Source organism: Duganella sp. GW821-FHT07G03 (assembly GCF_059418605.1).
This window is the reverse complement of record NZ_JBWKQE010000031.1, coordinates 36,077-52,379: the sequence shown is the minus strand read 5'-3', so window position 1 is coordinate 52,379 and position 16,303 is coordinate 36,077. Positions and strand designations below refer to the sequence as shown.

The 16,303-nt window shown below is 64.1% G+C and carries 10 protein-coding genes; 4 read left to right on the top strand and 6 right to left on the bottom strand.

What is annotated here, in order from left to right; genetic code table 11:
• Nucleotides 1-7 precede the first annotated feature (7 nt).
• Both tssH and AC07OK_RS27900 read left to right on the top strand, forming a co-directional pair.
• The gene (gene tssH / locus AC07OK_RS27905) at nucleotides 8-2,665 is read left to right on the top strand and encodes a type VI secretion system ATPase TssH (protein WP_494693326.1); all 2,658 of its coding nucleotides are present in this window, start codon (nucleotides 8-10) and stop codon (nucleotides 2,663-2,665) included.
• A gap of 44 nt (nucleotides 2,666-2,709) precedes the next feature.
• Complete coding sequence (locus tag AC07OK_RS27900; protein WP_494693325.1) at nucleotides 2,710-3,357, top strand: hypothetical protein; 648 nt, start codon at nucleotides 2,710-2,712, stop codon at nucleotides 3,355-3,357.
• A gap of 3 nt (nucleotides 3,358-3,360) precedes the next feature.
• Here the strand turns inward: AC07OK_RS27900 and tssA are convergent, their stop codons facing one another.
• The 6 genes from tssA to AC07OK_RS27870 are packed head-to-tail and all read right to left on the bottom strand — an operon-like array spanning nucleotide 3,361 to nucleotide 12,392.
• Nucleotides 3,361-4,395, bottom strand: a complete 1,035-nt coding sequence (gene tssA, locus AC07OK_RS27895; RefSeq protein WP_494693324.1) for a type VI secretion system protein TssA — start codon at nucleotides 4,393-4,395, stop codon at nucleotides 3,361-3,363.
• A gap of 16 nt (nucleotides 4,396-4,411) precedes the next feature.
• Nucleotides 4,412-5,212 (bottom strand): OmpA family protein, encoded by an 801-nt coding sequence (locus tag AC07OK_RS27890; protein ID WP_494693323.1) that lies wholly within the window; start codon nucleotides 5,210-5,212, stop codon nucleotides 4,412-4,414.
• Between the two features lie 2 nt (nucleotides 5,213-5,214).
• Nucleotides 5,215-6,201 (bottom strand): type VI secretion system-associated protein TagF, encoded by a 987-nt coding sequence (gene tagF / locus AC07OK_RS27885; protein WP_494693322.1) that lies wholly within the window; start codon nucleotides 6,199-6,201, stop codon nucleotides 5,215-5,217.
• The gene (gene tssM, locus AC07OK_RS27880) at nucleotides 6,198-10,100 is read right to left on the bottom strand and encodes a type VI secretion system membrane subunit TssM (RefSeq protein ID WP_494693345.1); all 3,903 of its coding nucleotides are present in this window, start codon (nucleotides 10,098-10,100) and stop codon (nucleotides 6,198-6,200) included. Before tssM ends, tagF begins: the two co-directional genes overlap by 4 nt.
• 32 nt (nucleotides 10,101-10,132) lie before the next feature.
• Nucleotides 10,133-11,515 (bottom strand): hypothetical protein, encoded by a 1,383-nt coding sequence (locus AC07OK_RS27875; protein ID WP_494693321.1) that lies wholly within the window; start codon nucleotides 11,513-11,515, stop codon nucleotides 10,133-10,135.
• 37 nt (nucleotides 11,516-11,552) lie between these two features.
• On the bottom strand, nucleotides 11,553-12,392 hold the full coding sequence (locus AC07OK_RS27870) for a M15 family metallopeptidase (protein WP_494693320.1): 840 nt from the start codon (nucleotides 12,390-12,392) through the stop codon (nucleotides 11,553-11,555).
• Nucleotides 12,393-12,697: 305 nt separating this feature from the next.
• On the opposite strand from AC07OK_RS27870, the gene AC07OK_RS27865 reads away from it, so the two are divergent.
• Nucleotides 12,698-13,450, top strand: a complete 753-nt coding sequence (locus AC07OK_RS27865) for a hypothetical protein (protein WP_494693319.1) — start codon at nucleotides 12,698-12,700, stop codon at nucleotides 13,448-13,450.
• Nucleotides 13,447-16,290: a type VI secretion system Vgr family protein gene (locus tag AC07OK_RS27860; protein WP_494693318.1), complete on the top strand. Its 2,844-nt coding sequence runs from the start codon at nucleotides 13,447-13,449 to the stop codon at nucleotides 16,288-16,290. The genes AC07OK_RS27865 and AC07OK_RS27860 overlap by 4 nt, the downstream gene beginning before the upstream one ends.
• The last annotated feature ends 13 nt before the right edge of the window (nucleotides 16,291-16,303 follow it).

Genomic DNA, 16,303 nt, shown 5'->3' with positions numbered 1-16,303 from the left:
AACCATCATGAGCATCAATCTGAAAACACTGATCGGAAAACTGAACGACACCAGCCGCACGGCGGCCACCCGCGCCGCCAGCCTGTGCGTCTCGCTGGGCCAGTATGAGGTCGACCTCGAACACCTGTTCCTGGCGCTGCTTGAACAGCCCAAGAGCGATTTCGTCGTCATCGCGCGGCAGAGCGGTATCAGCGTCAGCATGTTGGAAGCCGATTTGCAGGCGGAGATCGCGCGCCTGAAGACAGGCAATTCCCGCACGCCAGTGTTCTCGGAGCGTTTGCCCAAGCTGTTTGAGCATGCATGGCTGATCGCGTCACTGGACTTGCAAGCGGGCCAGCAGGCCAAGATCCGCAGCGGCCACTTGTTGCAAGCGCTGTTGACGGAGCCGGAGCTGGCGCAGCTGGCCTATCGCGGCTCCAAGCTGTTTGCAAAATTTGAAGTGGATCAGATCAAGCATAACCTGGACAAGCTGACCGCCGGCTCCGACGAAGCGGCGGCGGCCACGCAAGGCGGCGAGCATGAAGAACTGGATGGCGATCCGGTCGGCGATCTGTCGGCCAAGGCCGCGACCAAGACCCCGGCGCTGGACCAGTTCACCACCAACCTGACGCAGCGCGCGCGCGACGGCAAGGTCGATCCGGTGATTGGCCGTGACATGGAAATCCGCCAGGCCATCGACATCCTGATGCGCCGCCGCCAGAACAACCCGATCCTGACCGGCGAGGCCGGCGTCGGCAAGACCGCCGTGGTGGAAGGCCTGGCGCTGCGCATCGCGCTGAACGACGTGCCGGACGTGCTGAAGGGCGTGGAGATCCACACGCTGGATATGGGCCTGCTGCAAGCTGGCGCCAGCGTCAAGGGCGAGTTCGAGAACCGCTTGAAGAACGTCATCGACGAAGTGAAGAAAAGCCCGCACGCCATCATCCTGTTCATCGACGAAGCGCATACGATGATCGGCGCCGGCGGCCAGGCTGGCCAGAACGACGCGGCCAACCTGCTGAAGCCAGCGCTGGCGCGCGGCGAACTGCGCACCATCGCCGCCACCACCTGGGGCGAATACAAGAAGTATTTTGAGAAGGACGCCGCACTGGCGCGCCGCTTCCAGGTCGTCAAGGTCGAGGAGCCGAGCGAGGAACTGGCTTGCGCCATGTTGCGCGGCATGGCGCCGCTGATGGAAAAACACTTCGGTGTGCGCGTGTACGACGAGGCGATCACCGAGGCGGTGCGCCTGTCGCATCGCTACATCATGGGCCGCCAGCTGCCGGACAAGGCGATCAGCGTGCTCGATACCGCTTGCGCGAAAGTAGCGCTGGGCCAGAACGCCACGCCTGCGCTGATCGAAAACCTGGCGCGCAAGCTGGAACGCATCGCTGCGGAATCGGTATCGCTGCAACGCGAGCAAAACACCGGCGGCAGCGCGCATGTCGCCCGTCTGGCGGAGTTGGAAGCGGGCCGCGTGGCCGCCGCCGCGCAGCATGCCGAGTTGTCGGCGCGCTGGGAGAAAGAGAAGGCGCTGACGGAGCAGATCAAGGCCGGACGCGTGGTGCTGGAGGCCGGCGGTGAGGGCGGCGCGGGCCAGGGCAAGGATTTGCAGGCGCTGCAAACGGAGCTGAAGTCGCTGCAAGGCGAAACGCCGATGGTGCCGGTGCAGGTGGATGGTCATGTGGTGGCGGAGATTGTCGCCGGCTGGACCGGCATCCCGTTGGGAAAAATGGTCAAGGACGAGATCAAGACGGTGTTGAACCTGAAGCCGATGCTGGAACAGCGCGTGCTGGGACAGCCGCACGCTATCGAGGCGGTGGCGCAGCGCGTGCGCACGTCGCGCGCCAATCTGGACGATCCGAACAAGCCTAAGGGCGTGTTCCTGTTCGTCGGCCCGTCTGGCATCGGCAAGACCGAAACCGCGCTGGCGCTGGCCGATGTGCTGTACGGTGGCGAGCGCAAACTCATCACCATCAACATGAGCGAATACCAGGAAGCGCACAGCGTCTCCGGTCTGAAAGGTTCGCCACCGGGCTATGTGGGCTATGGCGAAGGCGGCGTCTTGACCGAGGCCGTGCGCCGCAATCCGTACAGTGTGGTGCTGCTGGATGAAGTGGAAAAAGCCCACCCGGACGTGATGGAGCTGTTCTTCCAGGTGTTCGACAAGGGCGTGATGGATGACGCGGAAGGTCGCGAGATCGACTTCAAGAACACCATCATCATCCTGACGTCCAACGTGGCGTCCGCCGCGATGATGCAGGCTTGCCTGAACAAGACCGGCGACGAGTTGCCCGATCCTGCGGCGCTGGAGGAACTGATTCGTCCGCACCTGATGAAGCAGTTCAAGCCGGCCTTCCTGGGCCGCCTGAAGGTAATTCCGTACTACCCGATTCCCGACGATGTGCTGGTGGAGATCATCAAGCTCAAACTGGGCAAGATCCAGCAGCGTATCAGCGTCAATCACAAAGCGGAGTTCAGCTACGACGAGGCATTGGTCGAAGCGGTGCTGGCGCGTTGCACGGAAGTCGATTCCGGCGCCCGCAATGTCGATAATATCCTCAACGGCACGCTGCTGCCGGAGGTGGCCGAATCCGTATTGACCAAGATGGCCGAAGGTGCCGCGATCAGCAAGATCAAGGTCAGCGCCAACAAGCAGGGCCAGTTCAAATACACCGTTAAATGAGGAGAATGATGACTATGAAACGCCAAGCCACAATTGCAATCTTGATGTCCACGTTGATCCTGACCGCTTGCCACAAGAAGGACAAGCAGGAAGAGGCGCCTGCCGCCGCTGCGCCAGCGCCGGCAGCTGCTCAAGCCGCGGCGGCGCCGGCAGCCGCGCAACCAACCGAGCAGCAGGAAGAGATGGCCAGGAAGCAGGCTTTGCTCGACTTCGGCACGATGGAAGACAAGTACCTGAATGATCCAAAGGGACAGTGGGCAGCGACCGCGAAGGCCAGTTCGACCTTCGGCGACGACAATGGCCGGGAACCGTCGGAGTCCAATTTGGCCAGGAACGCCGTCGGTCCGTCGGATGACCGCAGCTGGAGTAACAACAACCAGGACAAGGGATTCGACTGGCTGGAGGTGGGCTACGCCAAGCCGGTCAACGCGACCGAGCTGCGGGTGATCATGCCCGGCGGCGACGGTGTGGAGGCGGTGAACAAGGTGGAGTTGCAGGACACGGATGGCAAGTGGAACACCATCTGGTCCGGCATCAGCGAAGTAAAGCAGGACAGGCGCGGCAACCGCACCTGGTTCGTGCGCACCTTCGACAAGACTGCTTATAAAGTCAAAGGCGTCAAGATCACCATGGCCAACAATGTCCAACACGGCTACAAGCAGGTAGACGCCGTGCAGCTGGTTGGCGAATAAGGCTTAGTTGGGAGGTCGAACTCCCAACATCTCTTCGATGTGGGAGAGCGAACCTTCGTCCTTGATGACGGAGCGCAGCCAGGTGTGCAGGTCTTGTTCTCCAGCGGTGGCTGCTTTTTCGGCGAAGTAGGAGACCGGGCTATGCGGCTCGGTATCGCGGAAGAACTTCGCTACCGCCCGCAGTTGCGCGATCGCGTGGGTACGATTGCGGATCGGGCCAGAGGCGCCTTCGCGTTGTTGTGGCGCCGCTGCGCCGTTGTCGGCATGCGAAGGCTGCTCGTCGGCTTCGTCAACTTGCGCTTCGGCGCCATTGGATTTGGCCGCCGCCGGCATCACGTGCAGCATAGATTGCACGGCGTCACGCGCGGCCGAGAAGCCGGGGCTGTCCTGGCCCAGCTTTGCATCAGCCGCTTTCTCCAGTTGCAGCAAGGCGTCCATGCAGTACTGCGCATCCGCGACAAACTTGGCGCAGAACTGCGCGGAGTTGGAGCGTTTGGCCGCTTCCATGTCGGCCAGCTTCGGCGCGCCGGATTGATCGTCGCTGCCAGTGGCCCGCTTGCGGGCGTATTCGAAGTCGATGGTGGAGTAGGCCGTGTTGCGGCCTTCCGTCAGCGGCAGCTCGCGGATCAGCGATCGGGTACGTGCCAGTATCCAGCTTAAGTTGCCGATGCGCTGGTCGTTGTCGCCGCCGTCCGCTTCCGGGAATAAGCCCATGCCCCAATACTGCTCGCACAGGCCCGCCAACAGGCGATAACCTTCCGCCAGGCCGCGCAGGTGATGCTGCTTGGCGGCGGCTTCGGTCAGCCATACAGCCAGGCGCAGGTCCTTGCTCTTTTCCGTCAACAGCGCCGAGCAGCGCTTGACGACGAATTCCCAATCCGCTTCCTTCAACTCTGTCACCCACTCGCCTTGATCCAGTGATGGATCGTCGTACTTGCGCGCCTGGCCGATGGCGTCCAGGTCGGACGAGAAGGACAGGTCCTCGCCAGACGGGTGGCTGTCGCTGATGGGAATTAATAACTGCTCTGCTGAAAACATGATGTCCTCTGATTGATTATTGGGCCATGCGGAACTCGATGCGACGGTTGCGCGCGCGCCCGTCCGCACTGTCGTTGCTGGCGATAGGCCGGTCGGGACCCTGGCCGCTGGCGGTCAGCAGGTCGCCATTCAGGCCGTGGCCAGCGAAATAGGTCTTGACGGTCTCCGCGCGCGCCTGGCTCAGGCCCAGGTTGGTGGCGCGCAGGCCGGCGCTGTCGGTATGGCCGATGATCTCGACCTTGCGTCCTTTGAGCTTGAGCAGCGCCGCCAGCATCTCGTCGAGAATTGCTTTACCGGCGGGCGTCAACGTCGCCTTGCCGCTTTCGAATTCGACGGTGCGGTTGGCCAGCGTGGTGTCCAGGATGCTCTGGTCGGCCGCCGATACGCGCAGGCCGTTGTTGACGGTGTAGGTCGGATTGAGGCTGGTGGCGACCGTACTGGCGATGCGCTGGCGCACCGACTCGTTGGCCACTTCGCCGCGCAGGCTGACGTTGCTGCCATCGATTTTCAGCTGGCCGCGGCTGATCTGCTTGAGGTCTGGGGTGATCAGCTTTTGCACGTAGCCGTTCCAGTTGGCCGGCATGGCGACCGGGCCGATGGCGATCTGGTCGACCACCTTGTCGGCGCCGTAGACTTCGCGCAGCTTGGCCAGGACGGCGGCCTTGCTGCCTTCGTCCGGCACGGTGCCGCTGGCCAGCACCTGGCCCGGCTCAGGCGCGGCAGGCGCCAGGCCTGGATTCTGGGCGCTGGCGCCGGCGGCGCTGAGCGCGCACAGGGCGGCCAGCAGGGCGTTGGCGATGGTTTTGTTAGAGCGCATGGTCAGGTTCCGATAAACGCCGCGCCGACGGAATCCAGCGCGGACTTGAGTGACAGGTTGGCTTGCGCCAGGTAGGTGGACAGTTTCTTGACGCCGTAATCGGAGTCGATCTGCTCTTCCACCCAATCCAGTTGTTCGAAGTCGATGTGGTGCTCCAGCGCCGTTTGCGGATCCATGATCGCGCGCAGCGTTTGCGCCGAGGCGCCGCTGAAGCCCAGCACCAGCGATGGCCGCTGCTCGATGCGCGTGACAAACAGCGCCAGTTCGAAATCGGCGCGCGCCAGGAATGGCGTGATCAGGTGCATCCAGAAGGCGGCGACCAGGTTGCGGTACATCGGATCGGTCGGCAGCGGCAGCAGCAGGCTTTTTTCCAGCCGGCTGGAACTGCTGGCCATCACTGGTTGCAGCAGCATGCCCAGGGCCAGCAGGATCTGCCTCACCGTGCCTTTGAAGCCGGTCTGCGCCAGCATGGCGTCGAGCGCGCCCACGGTTTGCAGTTCAAGGAAGTCCTCGAAGGCGGCATCGTAGGCGGCCGAACGCAGATCAAGTTCGATCATGTGATTGGCGGCGCTTTGCAGTGGCAGCGTGGGGTCGCCGGCTTCCCGTACGCCGTTGGTCAGTGTTTCGAGGCGGTTCCACAGGCGCGTCAGCACCAGCGGGGAATTCTCCACGAAGGCGGTTGGTTCGGCCACTTCCATCGCGCCCATCATCAGGAAGGGGTAGCGGCGGCTGGACTGGTCGCTGCTGGCGACGATATGGCCGGCGATGGCGTGCCGGCGGCGCGGCCCGACAAAGGCGAAGTGCAGCGGCGCGACGGCGTCGTAGTTCAGCTTCCAGCGGGCGTCGGTGCTCATCAGGTCCATCGCCTGCGACAGCCAGTCGTCCAGTACCTTGATCAGTGCCGGGCTGTCGCTGCCTTTGACGAAATCGCCGCGGCTAGGAATCTTGCCGAAGTAGCCGACGCTGATTGGCGTGGCGCCGCGGCTCATTGAACGGCTCCCGAGTTGGCGGCTGCTGTGCGGGACGGCGCGGCCGGCGGCTTGGGCGCGGGCGTTGCAGCCGGTGTGGCCGGGGCGACCGGTGCAGCCGGTGCCGCTGGTGCGGGAGCTGGCGCCGGGAGCTGGCCGGCGGCGATGATCGACTCCGGCAGGCGCAGTCGCTTGAAGCCTTGCGCCGCTTGCACCGGCTGCGGCGCCGGAGCCTGCGTGGTGGTGACGATCTTCAGGTTGGCGGTGACGACCACGCCGGCGTTGTCCCAGCTCAGTTCAAACACGCCGTTGTCCTTGCGCTTGCGTTTGGCGGCGTCGATCATTTTCTTCAGACCGAAGTGGCCAGGCTCGCTCAACAGGCTGACGCTGCGGCCTTCCGGCGTGATCGCGGTAATCTTCGAACCGGGCACGCCCTGCGGATTCGGCCATGCCATGTGTACCCAAGGTTGCGGCTGGCCACGCCAGCGCAGCGACTGGCCGTCGATCTCGATGGTGAACTCGGTCGCGCCGACGGCGCTCAGCGCCTGCAAGTCGAACATGGTCTGCGCTTCGCCGCCGCTGGCTGCCGCGGTGTTGGCGACGCCGGCCGCCGACAGCGGAGCGATCCAGTTCGGGAAGGCCGCCACCACTGGCGGCGCCAGGTTGACGCCCATGTCGGCCCAGGTCTTGGCGCTCAGCGAATCGCCGCGGCGCACCACCAACGGTCCGATGGTGGTGTTGAAGAACTTGGCGATGGCGCCATCCGGTCCGAAGATTTCGCCGATTTCGGCGTTGGTGGCCTCCGCGCGCGATTCGGTCGCGAACGGATACTTCAATGCCAGGTTCTTGCTGAACGGTTGCAGCACCTGCGCGACCCACACCTTGTTGATTTCGGTCTCGGTCGGCTTGACGATGACGGCGAAGGTCTGCATCAGCGGACGCACGAGCAGTGGGCGGATCGCCAGTTTCTGCGCATCGGTCATCCCGGTCAGCATTTGTTCGTCGACGTATTTGAGCGCGTCGGCCAGTTCGGAGCCGGTGCCGTCCAACGTTTGCTGCATCAGCTGCTTGGCGCCAGGGCCTGGATCGCCCTGGTTCTTGATCTGGTTGAAGCGGGTGCGCAGCTTGGACATCTGCTCCATATAGCCGCGCATCAGCGATGCGTCCCTGTCCTTGGTAACCACCAGGCGGGCGACGCCGGAGAACTCGCGGCCGACAGGACCGAGCGGCAGCGCGGCGTTCTGCACGTTGCCGGAGCTGCTGACGTTGATGTTGAGCTGCGATGGTTTCTGGCGCAGGATGGTCTCGCGGAACCAGCCGGATACGCCGCGTTGTGCGCGTTGCAGGCCGGCGTCCAGCAGCGAAGGGTTATCCCACGAGGTTTGTTCGTAGACCGTGGTGACCAGCTTGTTGATCGGCGAGGTTTGCGGATCGCCCAGGCGGTTCATCGCGGATGCGGCGTTGTCGAAGCCTTCCAGGTCGCGGATGGTGACGCCTTGAATGAACTTCTCCCATTCCTTGGCGTAGTCGTTCTTGTACAGCTCCACCAACGATTTCTGGATTTGTTCCGGGCTGCCTTCCAGCGTCAGGTCGTCCTTGGAGGAGGTCTTGAGCACCCAGTCGGCGCTTTGCATTTCGCGGTTGGCCGCGTCGCGGAAGGCTTCCTGCACGAAGCCTTCCCACGCCTGGCGCGTGAAGCTGCCGGGAATGGCATAGCTGCCCAGTACCAGCTCCTTGTCCTGGTCGCCGACGATGCGGGCCACGGTCATCGATGGGAAGCGGGTTGCGGCGCGGGCCTTGACGTCGGCGTAGACGCGCTCGCGCGCCGGCATGCCGCGCACCACGCGACGCAGGTTGTCGCGGGTCTGGTCGACCAGCGCCAGTTTGCCGTCGATCTGCGGCCATGACGTGTCGTTGATCTGCGCCAGGTAGAAGGAGATCATGCGCTCGGCGCTGCGTATCATCTGCTCGCGCGGCATGGCGCCACGGTTCCCGTCCAGCCAGACGCGCCAGAAGCGGGTTAGCTGGTCGTTCAGGTGGCCGGCTTCGGCGCGCGACTTATCGCTCAGCATCAGGTAGGTTTTCAGCGCATTGTAGGCGTCTTCCGCGTTGGCGGGCGAGGCGTCCTTGAACTGAGTGGCGCCGTTGTTGACCGGGGCGGCGGATGCGTTGGTGTCGGCCGCTACGCCGCCGGCTGCGGCGGTGACCGCAGCCGTTACCGGCTTGGCCATCGGCTGCAGCTGCGCGGCGCCGCTGTTGACTTCCGCGAGGAAGGCTTCCAGCGACTGGCCTACTGGCTTGAGCATCACTTCACGCACGCCGGCGAAGTATTCTTCGCGCAGTTTGCGGTCCAGCAGGTCGCCCTGGTACAGGCCCAGGCCTAGTGACAGCGGCCGGTGGTCACGGTAGCTATCCAGCTGTTCGATACGGTCTTGCAGAATCTCCAGCGCCTGGAAGCGCGACTGCAGGTCCATGCGGTTTTGCTGCACCTTGATGGCCTGGTCCAGGTCCGCCTGGACGTTGGCCACCAGCTGGTGGTTGTTCATGTAGGACCAGCTCCAGCCGGCCAGCGCCAGGCCGACGAAGGCGGTGGCGGCGAAGAAGGCGGCGTAGCGCATGCGCGTCTTGGCCGGGCTGGCGTATTGCGCGACCAGGTCCTTGTCCGCGAAGATCACTTTGCGGAACAGGTTGAGCAGGAAGTAGCCTTGCTGCTGGTGGGCTTCTTCATGCTCTTGCGGTTGCAGCTTCAGGTCGAAGCGCTGCGCCACGCGGTGCGAGGAAGCGGAGACCGATTCGCCTTCCTGCAAGGCGCTGGTGAAGTAGAAGCCACGGAATACGGGCTTGAACTGGAATGGATTTTCTTCAAACAGCGTGGCGATGAAGGCGCGCAGCGACGGTTTGATCGAGCTGAATTCCAGCGGGAAGGTGAACACGCCGGACGGCATGCGCTCGCGCCACTGCAGCGCCATATTGGCCTGGCTCAGGTCTTTGAGGCCGTCGTACAGTTCATCGAAGCGGGCGTCGAACTGGTCGAGTATCTGTTCGCTGGTGGTGGACTGGCTGTAGGGCAGGGTGGCGCCCCAGATCTTATCGCGCTCGCCGCGCTCGGCGTCCTGGAAGAATTCGTTGAAGCCGGTGATCAGGTCGGCCTTGGTGAAGACCACATACACCGGCGCATACACTTCGAGGCGCTCGGTCAGTTCCTGCACGCGCTGGCGCAGGTTCTTGGCCAGGTTGATGGCGAATTCCGGACGGTTGCGCGTCAATTCGGCGATGCTGACGGCGATGATGACGCCGTTGATCGGCGCCTTCTTGCGGTATTTTTTCAGCAGGTCGAGGAAGCCGAACCATTCGCCGCGGTCTTCGTCGACGACCGAGTAGCGGCCGGCGGTGTCGAGCAGGATGCCGTCGGTGGTGAAGAACCAGTCGCAGTTACGGGTGCCGCCCACGCCTTGCACGATCTTGGTATCGGCGAACGGGAACTGCAGGCCGGAGCTGGCGATGGCCGTGCTCTTGCCCGCGGCCGGATTGCCGATCACCATATACCACGGCAGTTCGTACAGCGCGGCGTTGCCGGAGAACTGGCCGATCTTCGAGCCCTTGATGGTGGAGATGGCGTCCAGCAGGCGCTTGCGGATCACGTCCGTTTCCTGGCGCTGGGCCGGATCGGGCTTGGCGGACGACTTGTTGACCTGCTGTTCCAGCATATCGCCCAGTTGCGCGGCGGCGCGCTGGCGGCGTTGGCGGCGCCATAGCCACACGACGGCGCCGAACAGCAGCGCAATCGCCAGCACGGTCCAGGCGACGCTGGCCGGCCATTGGAAGATGGCGGCGGCGATCAGCAAACAGGCGGCGAAGGCCACCCAGCCGATCACGATCAGGCTGTTGCGGGTCGTCAGGAATTGCCAGGTTTTTTGCATCATGATTGGGGCTCTAGAAAAATTCGTCAAATTCAAACAGGTACGGCAACGGCGGGGCCGATCACGGCGACATAGCGCCGGAACGGGTCAAGATTACTGATGCACAGAATGGGGGCGTTGCGGTTTTCGGCTTCCTGCCGCGCCAGGACCAGCGCGGTCAACCAGGTGACGCCGCCGCAGCTGCCGCAGCTGGCGCCGACGCTGAGCACATCGACGCCAGGATCGAGTTGCGGCGTCGATGCCGACACCATGCCCATCAACTCCATGACGCGGCTGGTGCGGTGGTCGGTGTCGGCAGCGATCAGGGCGATGGAGGATGCTTCGCGGCCGGCGCCGAGTAGCGCCTTGGTGCTGAGCTCTTGCAGCAGCTCGGCGCTGGAACGCCTGGATGTATCGGCGGAATGTGGCAGTTGGCCGCTGCTCATGGCCAGCAACTGCGGCAGCTCGGCGCCGAACGCCAGCAGCTTGGCCTGGGCGGCGTCGGCCAGCAGCAGGCCGGCAGCGCCTTCGCCGGGGATGCGGCCTTGCGGGTGACTGGAGTTGAATAGCGCGGTGGCGTTGTCCATGCTTTCGACGCTGTCGGCGCCTATGTGGGAGCCGCAGGCCACCACCAACGCCAATGCCGGCGGCTCGTTCGACAGCAGCCTTGCCAGCACGGTGCCGGCTTCGGTGTCGGCCGCGCCGCGTTCCGGGGCGACGGTGATGCGGTCTTCCGGCCATCCGGCCTGGATCGCGAGGTGGCGGAACCACAGTACGGTGGCCTGGCGCTGCTCGGGTTTCCACTCGGGCGCCCATACAGGATGCAGTTGCAGCATCGGCAGCGGCGAAGGTTCGCGCTGCGCGATGTGGCCGGCGTGGGCTTCCAGCAAGGTGTGGCCGGCAAGGTGGCCGGACAACTCGTTCACCACTTCGCTGCCGGCGCTCAGGGCGCGCCACTGCTCGTCGCTGAAGCTTGGCGCGAGTGCGTTGGCGGTCAGCCAGTCCGACATTTCGGCGCGCAGCGCTTCGGCATCGAGGTCGGCGATGCGGGCGCTCATGATCGGGTAGCCATAGGCGTCGATCAGTTCCGGGTCCAGCTCGGGACGCGGGTTGTTGTCGGCCAGTGTGGCGCTCAGTTCAGCGGGCGACATGCCATGCGGTGCGCGCACGGCGGCGGCCACCAGCGACAGCGATGGTCCGCGCGCCGGTTCCGCTGGTGCTGCGCTTTGTGCGGCAGCGTCGCCGGTGGCCGCGGCAGCTGCGGGAGCGCTGATGGCGCGATAGATTTTTTGGCCCAGCCAGAACACCGCCAGCAGCGCCAGTGGCAGCACCAGCAGGTACAGCACCAGATCGTCGGTGGCCGGCACGCGGTTGTTCGCGCGCCAGTACCAGACGGCGCCCAGCCAACTGGCGCCGAACGCCAGGAGCGCCATCATCAAATTTTTAAGCCATGCCGCCATTTTTAGCTGTACCTTATCGTTTCATCACACCGGGCATACGCAGTTCCGTGTGCCCGAAGTCCATCATCTTCCAACGTCCGCCCCAGGTCAGGCCCAGCGACTCGGCCACTTCGCCGTAGAGCTGATAGCCGCGCATGGCCCACGGATCTTTTTCCGAGATCACCAGCTTGCCGTCGCGCAGAAACGCGCAGTCGGCGGCCAGGCCGTATTGGTGCCAGCTCTGGAAGGCCGCCGCGTTGGTGACGTTCGGTCCCATCGCTGCCAGTTTGTTCTGGCGTTCCGGGCTGCGGTAGCCTTCCAGGATCGCCATGTCGTAGCCGTGCTTCTCCTTCATGATCTTGAAGGCCATCAGCAGCCGCTGTGCGTAGGCGGCGTCCATCAAGGCCCAGTCGCGGCTTGCGGAAACCAGCATCGGCCGCTCCAGCGCCACTTCGGCCGAGGCAAACACCAGCGGCGGCAGTGCCTGCGGCGGCACCAGCTGCTCGCCTTGCAGCAGATCGGCGACCTGGGTGTTGATTTCCCGGGTCGAGGTGTCAAAGCCGCTCAGCGTGCTTTTGGAACTCATCAACAGTGCCAGCAGCGGCGGCACGCAGATCAGCGCCGCTCCGCCCAGGCACAACACATAGTGCTGGCGCAGGAAGGCGCCGACTTCGCCGGCCGAGGCGCGTCCGGTGCGGCCGAGCGCGCTGGCGTCCTGCTGGCGGCGCTGGGCGATCTGGCCCATGCGCTGTTGCAGCCGCTGGCCGGCGCCGGCCAGCGCGTTGAGCACGAATTCGCGTCCGGCCGGGAACAGGACCATCCAGCTGATCAAACAGGCAAGTACAAAATAGAGTGCGATTGCCAGTATCAGCACGACAGTTCCTCTCCAGCATAATGTTGCATCATTAGTGTCCTTAAAGCATTGCTTTCAGTATATCTTACAGTTATGACAATCCAGCGCACGATTGAAATCGCCCTATGACACGACGGAAATCCGGGGTGCGCACGGTTGACTTTGTAAGATGCGTCGCGTTTTCCTTGAATCGCGTAAAGTAATGCGAAATTAACAAGGAGTACATTTTGCAACGTCAAGACGATCGCCCTTCAAAGGGGGGCAGGCCCAGTCTGCTTTCCTCGGAACAGCAAGCGGAGGTGGACCGCCAGCGCATTCTGAGCACGTTGGACAACAAACCGCCTGCGCCCGTGGGCGCCGTGGCGCGCGGCCAAGGCAAGCGTCCTGGCGGTTTGATGGTTTGGGGCACGGTAGGCATCGGCGTGCTGGCGGCGCTGGGCGGCGCGCTGGCCTGGATGAGCAATACGCCTGACGAAGACAGTGTGCCGGTCGTTGTGGTCGCGGCGCCGGCCAAGCCGGTAACCGTTGCGGCTGCGCCGGCCGAGCCAGAAGTGTCGACCGCGGCGATCTTGGAGGAGGCGCCTGTCGTCGCCCCGGTGTCCGAGAAGTTGCCGTCGCTGAAGGAAATGCTGGCCGCGCCGGCCAAGCCCAAGGCCCCTCCCGACGAACTGATGCAGGCGTTGGAACGGCCGCAGCCGAAGGCGCCACAGTTGGCCAAGGTTGAGCGCAAGCCTGAACACAAGACTGAGCACAAGCCAGAACGCAAGGCCGAACACAAGCCAGAGCACAAATCCGACAACGTCAAACTGGCCCAGAAAACCGCGCCGGCCAAGGACAAGGACAAGCCGGCGCCCAAGCAACCGGACAACGACGTTACGCTGATCACCGCGCTGATGGCGCATTTGCAGACCCGTCCGCCGGTCAAGAAGACCAGCACGCCTGCCGAGCAGCTCAAGACCTGCAAGCAGTACAACGCCGCCGGCGAAGAGCAGTGCCGCGCGCGCCTGTGCGCAGCCGACGCGAAGAAAGAGCCGGAATGTAAGGCTGCTCCCGGCGCGAAAACCGCGTCGAACTCATGAGTGTCGCCCTACTAGAACAAATCACGACAGCCCTGGCGCAATTCTCCAGCGCCACGCGGCTGTACGCGCTGAAGCTGGGCGACGACGACGCCGACCTCGGTGCCGGCGGTCTGCTGGTGGAAGCTTTTTCCGCCGATGATATGGTGCAAGGCACGGGCGCGCGCGACATCATCGTGCTGTCGACCAACGCGCATGTCGAGCTGGCGCCGTTGCTGGGCAAGCCGGCCAGCCTCGAAGTGAGCCTGGTGGACGGCAGCCGCACCACCTTCAGCGGCGACATCACGCAGGCGGCCATGCTGGGCAGCGAAGGCGGCCTGGCGCGCTTCCGCTTGCGGTTGACGCCGTGGCTGTGGCGCCTGAGCCAGGTGCGCAACAGCCGCGTTTGGCAGGACAAGTCGGTGATCGAGATCGTTGAATCGGTCTTTGAAACCTATCAGCCGCTGGCGCAATGGCGCTGGAGCGAGGAGGTCGACGGCTTCCTGGCCGATGTGCCGGCGCGCAGTTATTGTTGTCAGTACCGCGAGTCGGACTACGATTTCGTGCTGCGCCTGTTGACCGAGGAAGGGCTGGCATGGCGCTTCGAGGAGACCGAGGACGGCCTGTGCCTGGTGCTATTCGCCGACAGCAGCCAGCTCAGCGCGGTGCCCGAGGACGCCAGTAGCGAGGCCGGTGGCGGTATCCGCTTCCACGGCGTGCGCGCTGGCGAGCAGCAAGACACCATTCAGGCTTTGCAGGCTCGGCGCAGCGTGTCGGCTACGCTGACCAGCTTGCTCAGCTACGATTACAGGTCCAAGAAGGCCGTCGGCGCCAGTGCGCCGGCCTTGCAGCAGTACGAGAAATTGCCGTCGCTGGAGAGCTTCGACGTTCCCGGCCAATACGCCTATGCAGACGGCGGGCTGGCGCAGCATTACGCCGAGTTGCAAATGCAGGGACGGGAAGCGCGCAGCCAGATGTGGCGGGGCCGGTCGACGGTGCGCACCCTGGCTGCAGGCCGGCGCGTGAATGTCACGCAAGGGCCGCTAGCGTCAGCCGAGGGCGCTGCTGTGCCGGCCTACACCGTGTTGCGTGTGACCAGTGTCGGCGTCAACAACCTGCCGTCGCCGGCGCAGCAGGGTTTGGCTGAGTTGTTTGGCCCCATTCCGGAATTGCTGGAAGAATTGTCGTCGCAACGCGATGCCGACTTTGCGCTGGTGATCGAACAGGCGCGCAGTACAGGTTACGCCAACAGTTTTGAAGCGGTTGCCGCCGATGTGATCTGGCGTCCGCAACTGCCGGACAGCGATGGCCGCAACCATCCAAAGCCAACCGCATCGGGCGCGCAAAGCGCGATCGTCATCGGGGCCGATGGCCTGGACCAGCCTGCCGGCGCCGACGAGCTCCATTGCGACGCGCTGGGCCGCGTGCGCATCCGCTATCACTGGCAGGACAGCGGGGACGCCACCTGCTGGGTGCGCGTCGCACAGCGTTCGGCTGGCGGCGGCATGGGCAGCCAGTTCCTGCCGCGCGTGGGGCAGGAAGTGTTGGTGCAGTTCATCGAGAATGATATCGACCGGCCCGTCATCCTCGGCGCCTTGTACAACGGGCGGGGCGAGGGCGGTGTAGCGCCAACCCCGGCGGGGCAGGCGGCGGGCGACAGCCAGGCAGCGGTGTTCAATCCGGCCAGCGATCATGCGCCTTCCGCGCAGGGCAATCTGGCGGCGGGCAATAGTCCCTTGTGGCACGGCGCTTCCGCCGATACTGCCGGCCACGGCAACGCGGCGGCGCAGTGGGGCGTGCGCAGCAAGGAGTTTGGCGCGTCCGGCTACAACCAGCTGCTGTTCGACGATACCGACGCGCAGGGGCGCGTGCAGCTGCGCTCGACGCATGCGGCCACTGAACTGACGTTGGGCCATCTGATCCACAGCGCCGACAACTATCGCGGCAGTCTGCGCGGACAGGGCGCCGAGCTGCGCACCGATGCGTATGGCGCGGTGCGCGCGGCAGGTGGCTTGCTGGTGTCGAGCTATGCGATCAGCCACAGTGCCAGAGAGCGAGAGCCCATGGGCGATAACACGGCAGGCATCGCGCTGTTGAAGCAGGCGGTGCAGTTGGGGCAAACGTTCAGCGATGCGGCCAAGACGCATGAGACGGTTGCGTTGGCCTCGCACATCGGCGCCACGAAGGCAGATCAGAGCGCGTTGGATGATAATTCGGCGCCGTTGAAGGCGATGCTGGCTGCAGTGTCGGGTATGGTGGGCAATGCCAGTCTGGACGCGGCCAAGGCTGATGCTGGCGAAAAGAAAACCGCACCCGGTGACGATCAACTGCCGCATGCTAGTTCGCCGATTATCGCCGTCAGTGGCAAGGGTGGCCTGAGCGTGACGGCCGGTCAGGCGATGCAACTGTCCAATGGCGAAACGATCGCTTTGATGAGCGGCGCCGATACACAGTTCGTCAGCGGCGGCCAATTGCGGGTGCAAACCCGCCAGGCGATTGGTGTGCTGGGTGGGGCGGTCAAAGCGGGCGAAGGCAATATCGGCGTGCAGTTGATCGCGGCCAAGGATGCCATCGACATTCAGGCGCAGGCCGACGAATTGAAGGTGCAGGCACGCGCCGAAATCGGCTTCATCAGCGCCAATGCCGGGTTGGACTGGGCTGCAGCCAAGAGTATCAGCTTGTCGACGGCGGGCGGGGCGAACATCACCATTGAAGGAGGAAATGTTACGGTGCAGTGCCCGGGAAAGCTTACCATCTACGCCGGCGCGAAGAGTTTCGCCGGTCCGCAACGCTTGGCCTATCCGATGCCGTCGCTACCGCGTGCGGAGTTCGTACCCAACAAAAAATTCCCTTTCTCGTCCTGATGTCCCATAAAGA

Bases quoted from the DNA above. Each gene is read 5' to 3' on its own strand.
- tssM (WP_494693345.1), bottom strand. From the start codon at position 10,100: ATGCAAAAAACCTGGCAATTCCTGACGACCCGCAACAGCCTGATCGTG.
- AC07OK_RS27875 (WP_494693321.1), bottom strand. From the start codon at position 11,515: ATGATGGCGCTCCTGGCGTTCGGCGCCAGTTGGCTGGGCGCCGTCTGG.
- tagF (WP_494693322.1), bottom strand. From the start codon at position 6,201: ATGAGCCGCGGCGCCACGCCAATCAGCGTCGGCTACTTCGGCAAGATT.
- tssA (WP_494693324.1), bottom strand. From the start codon at position 4,395: ATGTTTTCAGCAGAGCAGTTATTAATTCCCATCAGCGACAGCCACCCG.
- AC07OK_RS27900 (WP_494693325.1), top strand. From the start codon at position 2,710: ATGTCCACGTTGATCCTGACCGCTTGCCACAAGAAGGACAAGCAGGAA.
- AC07OK_RS27860 (WP_494693318.1), top strand. From the start codon at position 13,447: ATGAGTGTCGCCCTACTAGAACAAATCACGACAGCCCTGGCGCAATTC.
- AC07OK_RS27890 (WP_494693323.1), bottom strand. From the start codon at position 5,212: ATGCGCTCTAACAAAACCATCGCCAACGCCCTGCTGGCCGCCCTGTGC.
- tssH (WP_494693326.1), top strand. From the start codon at position 8: ATGAGCATCAATCTGAAAACACTGATCGGAAAACTGAACGACACCAGC.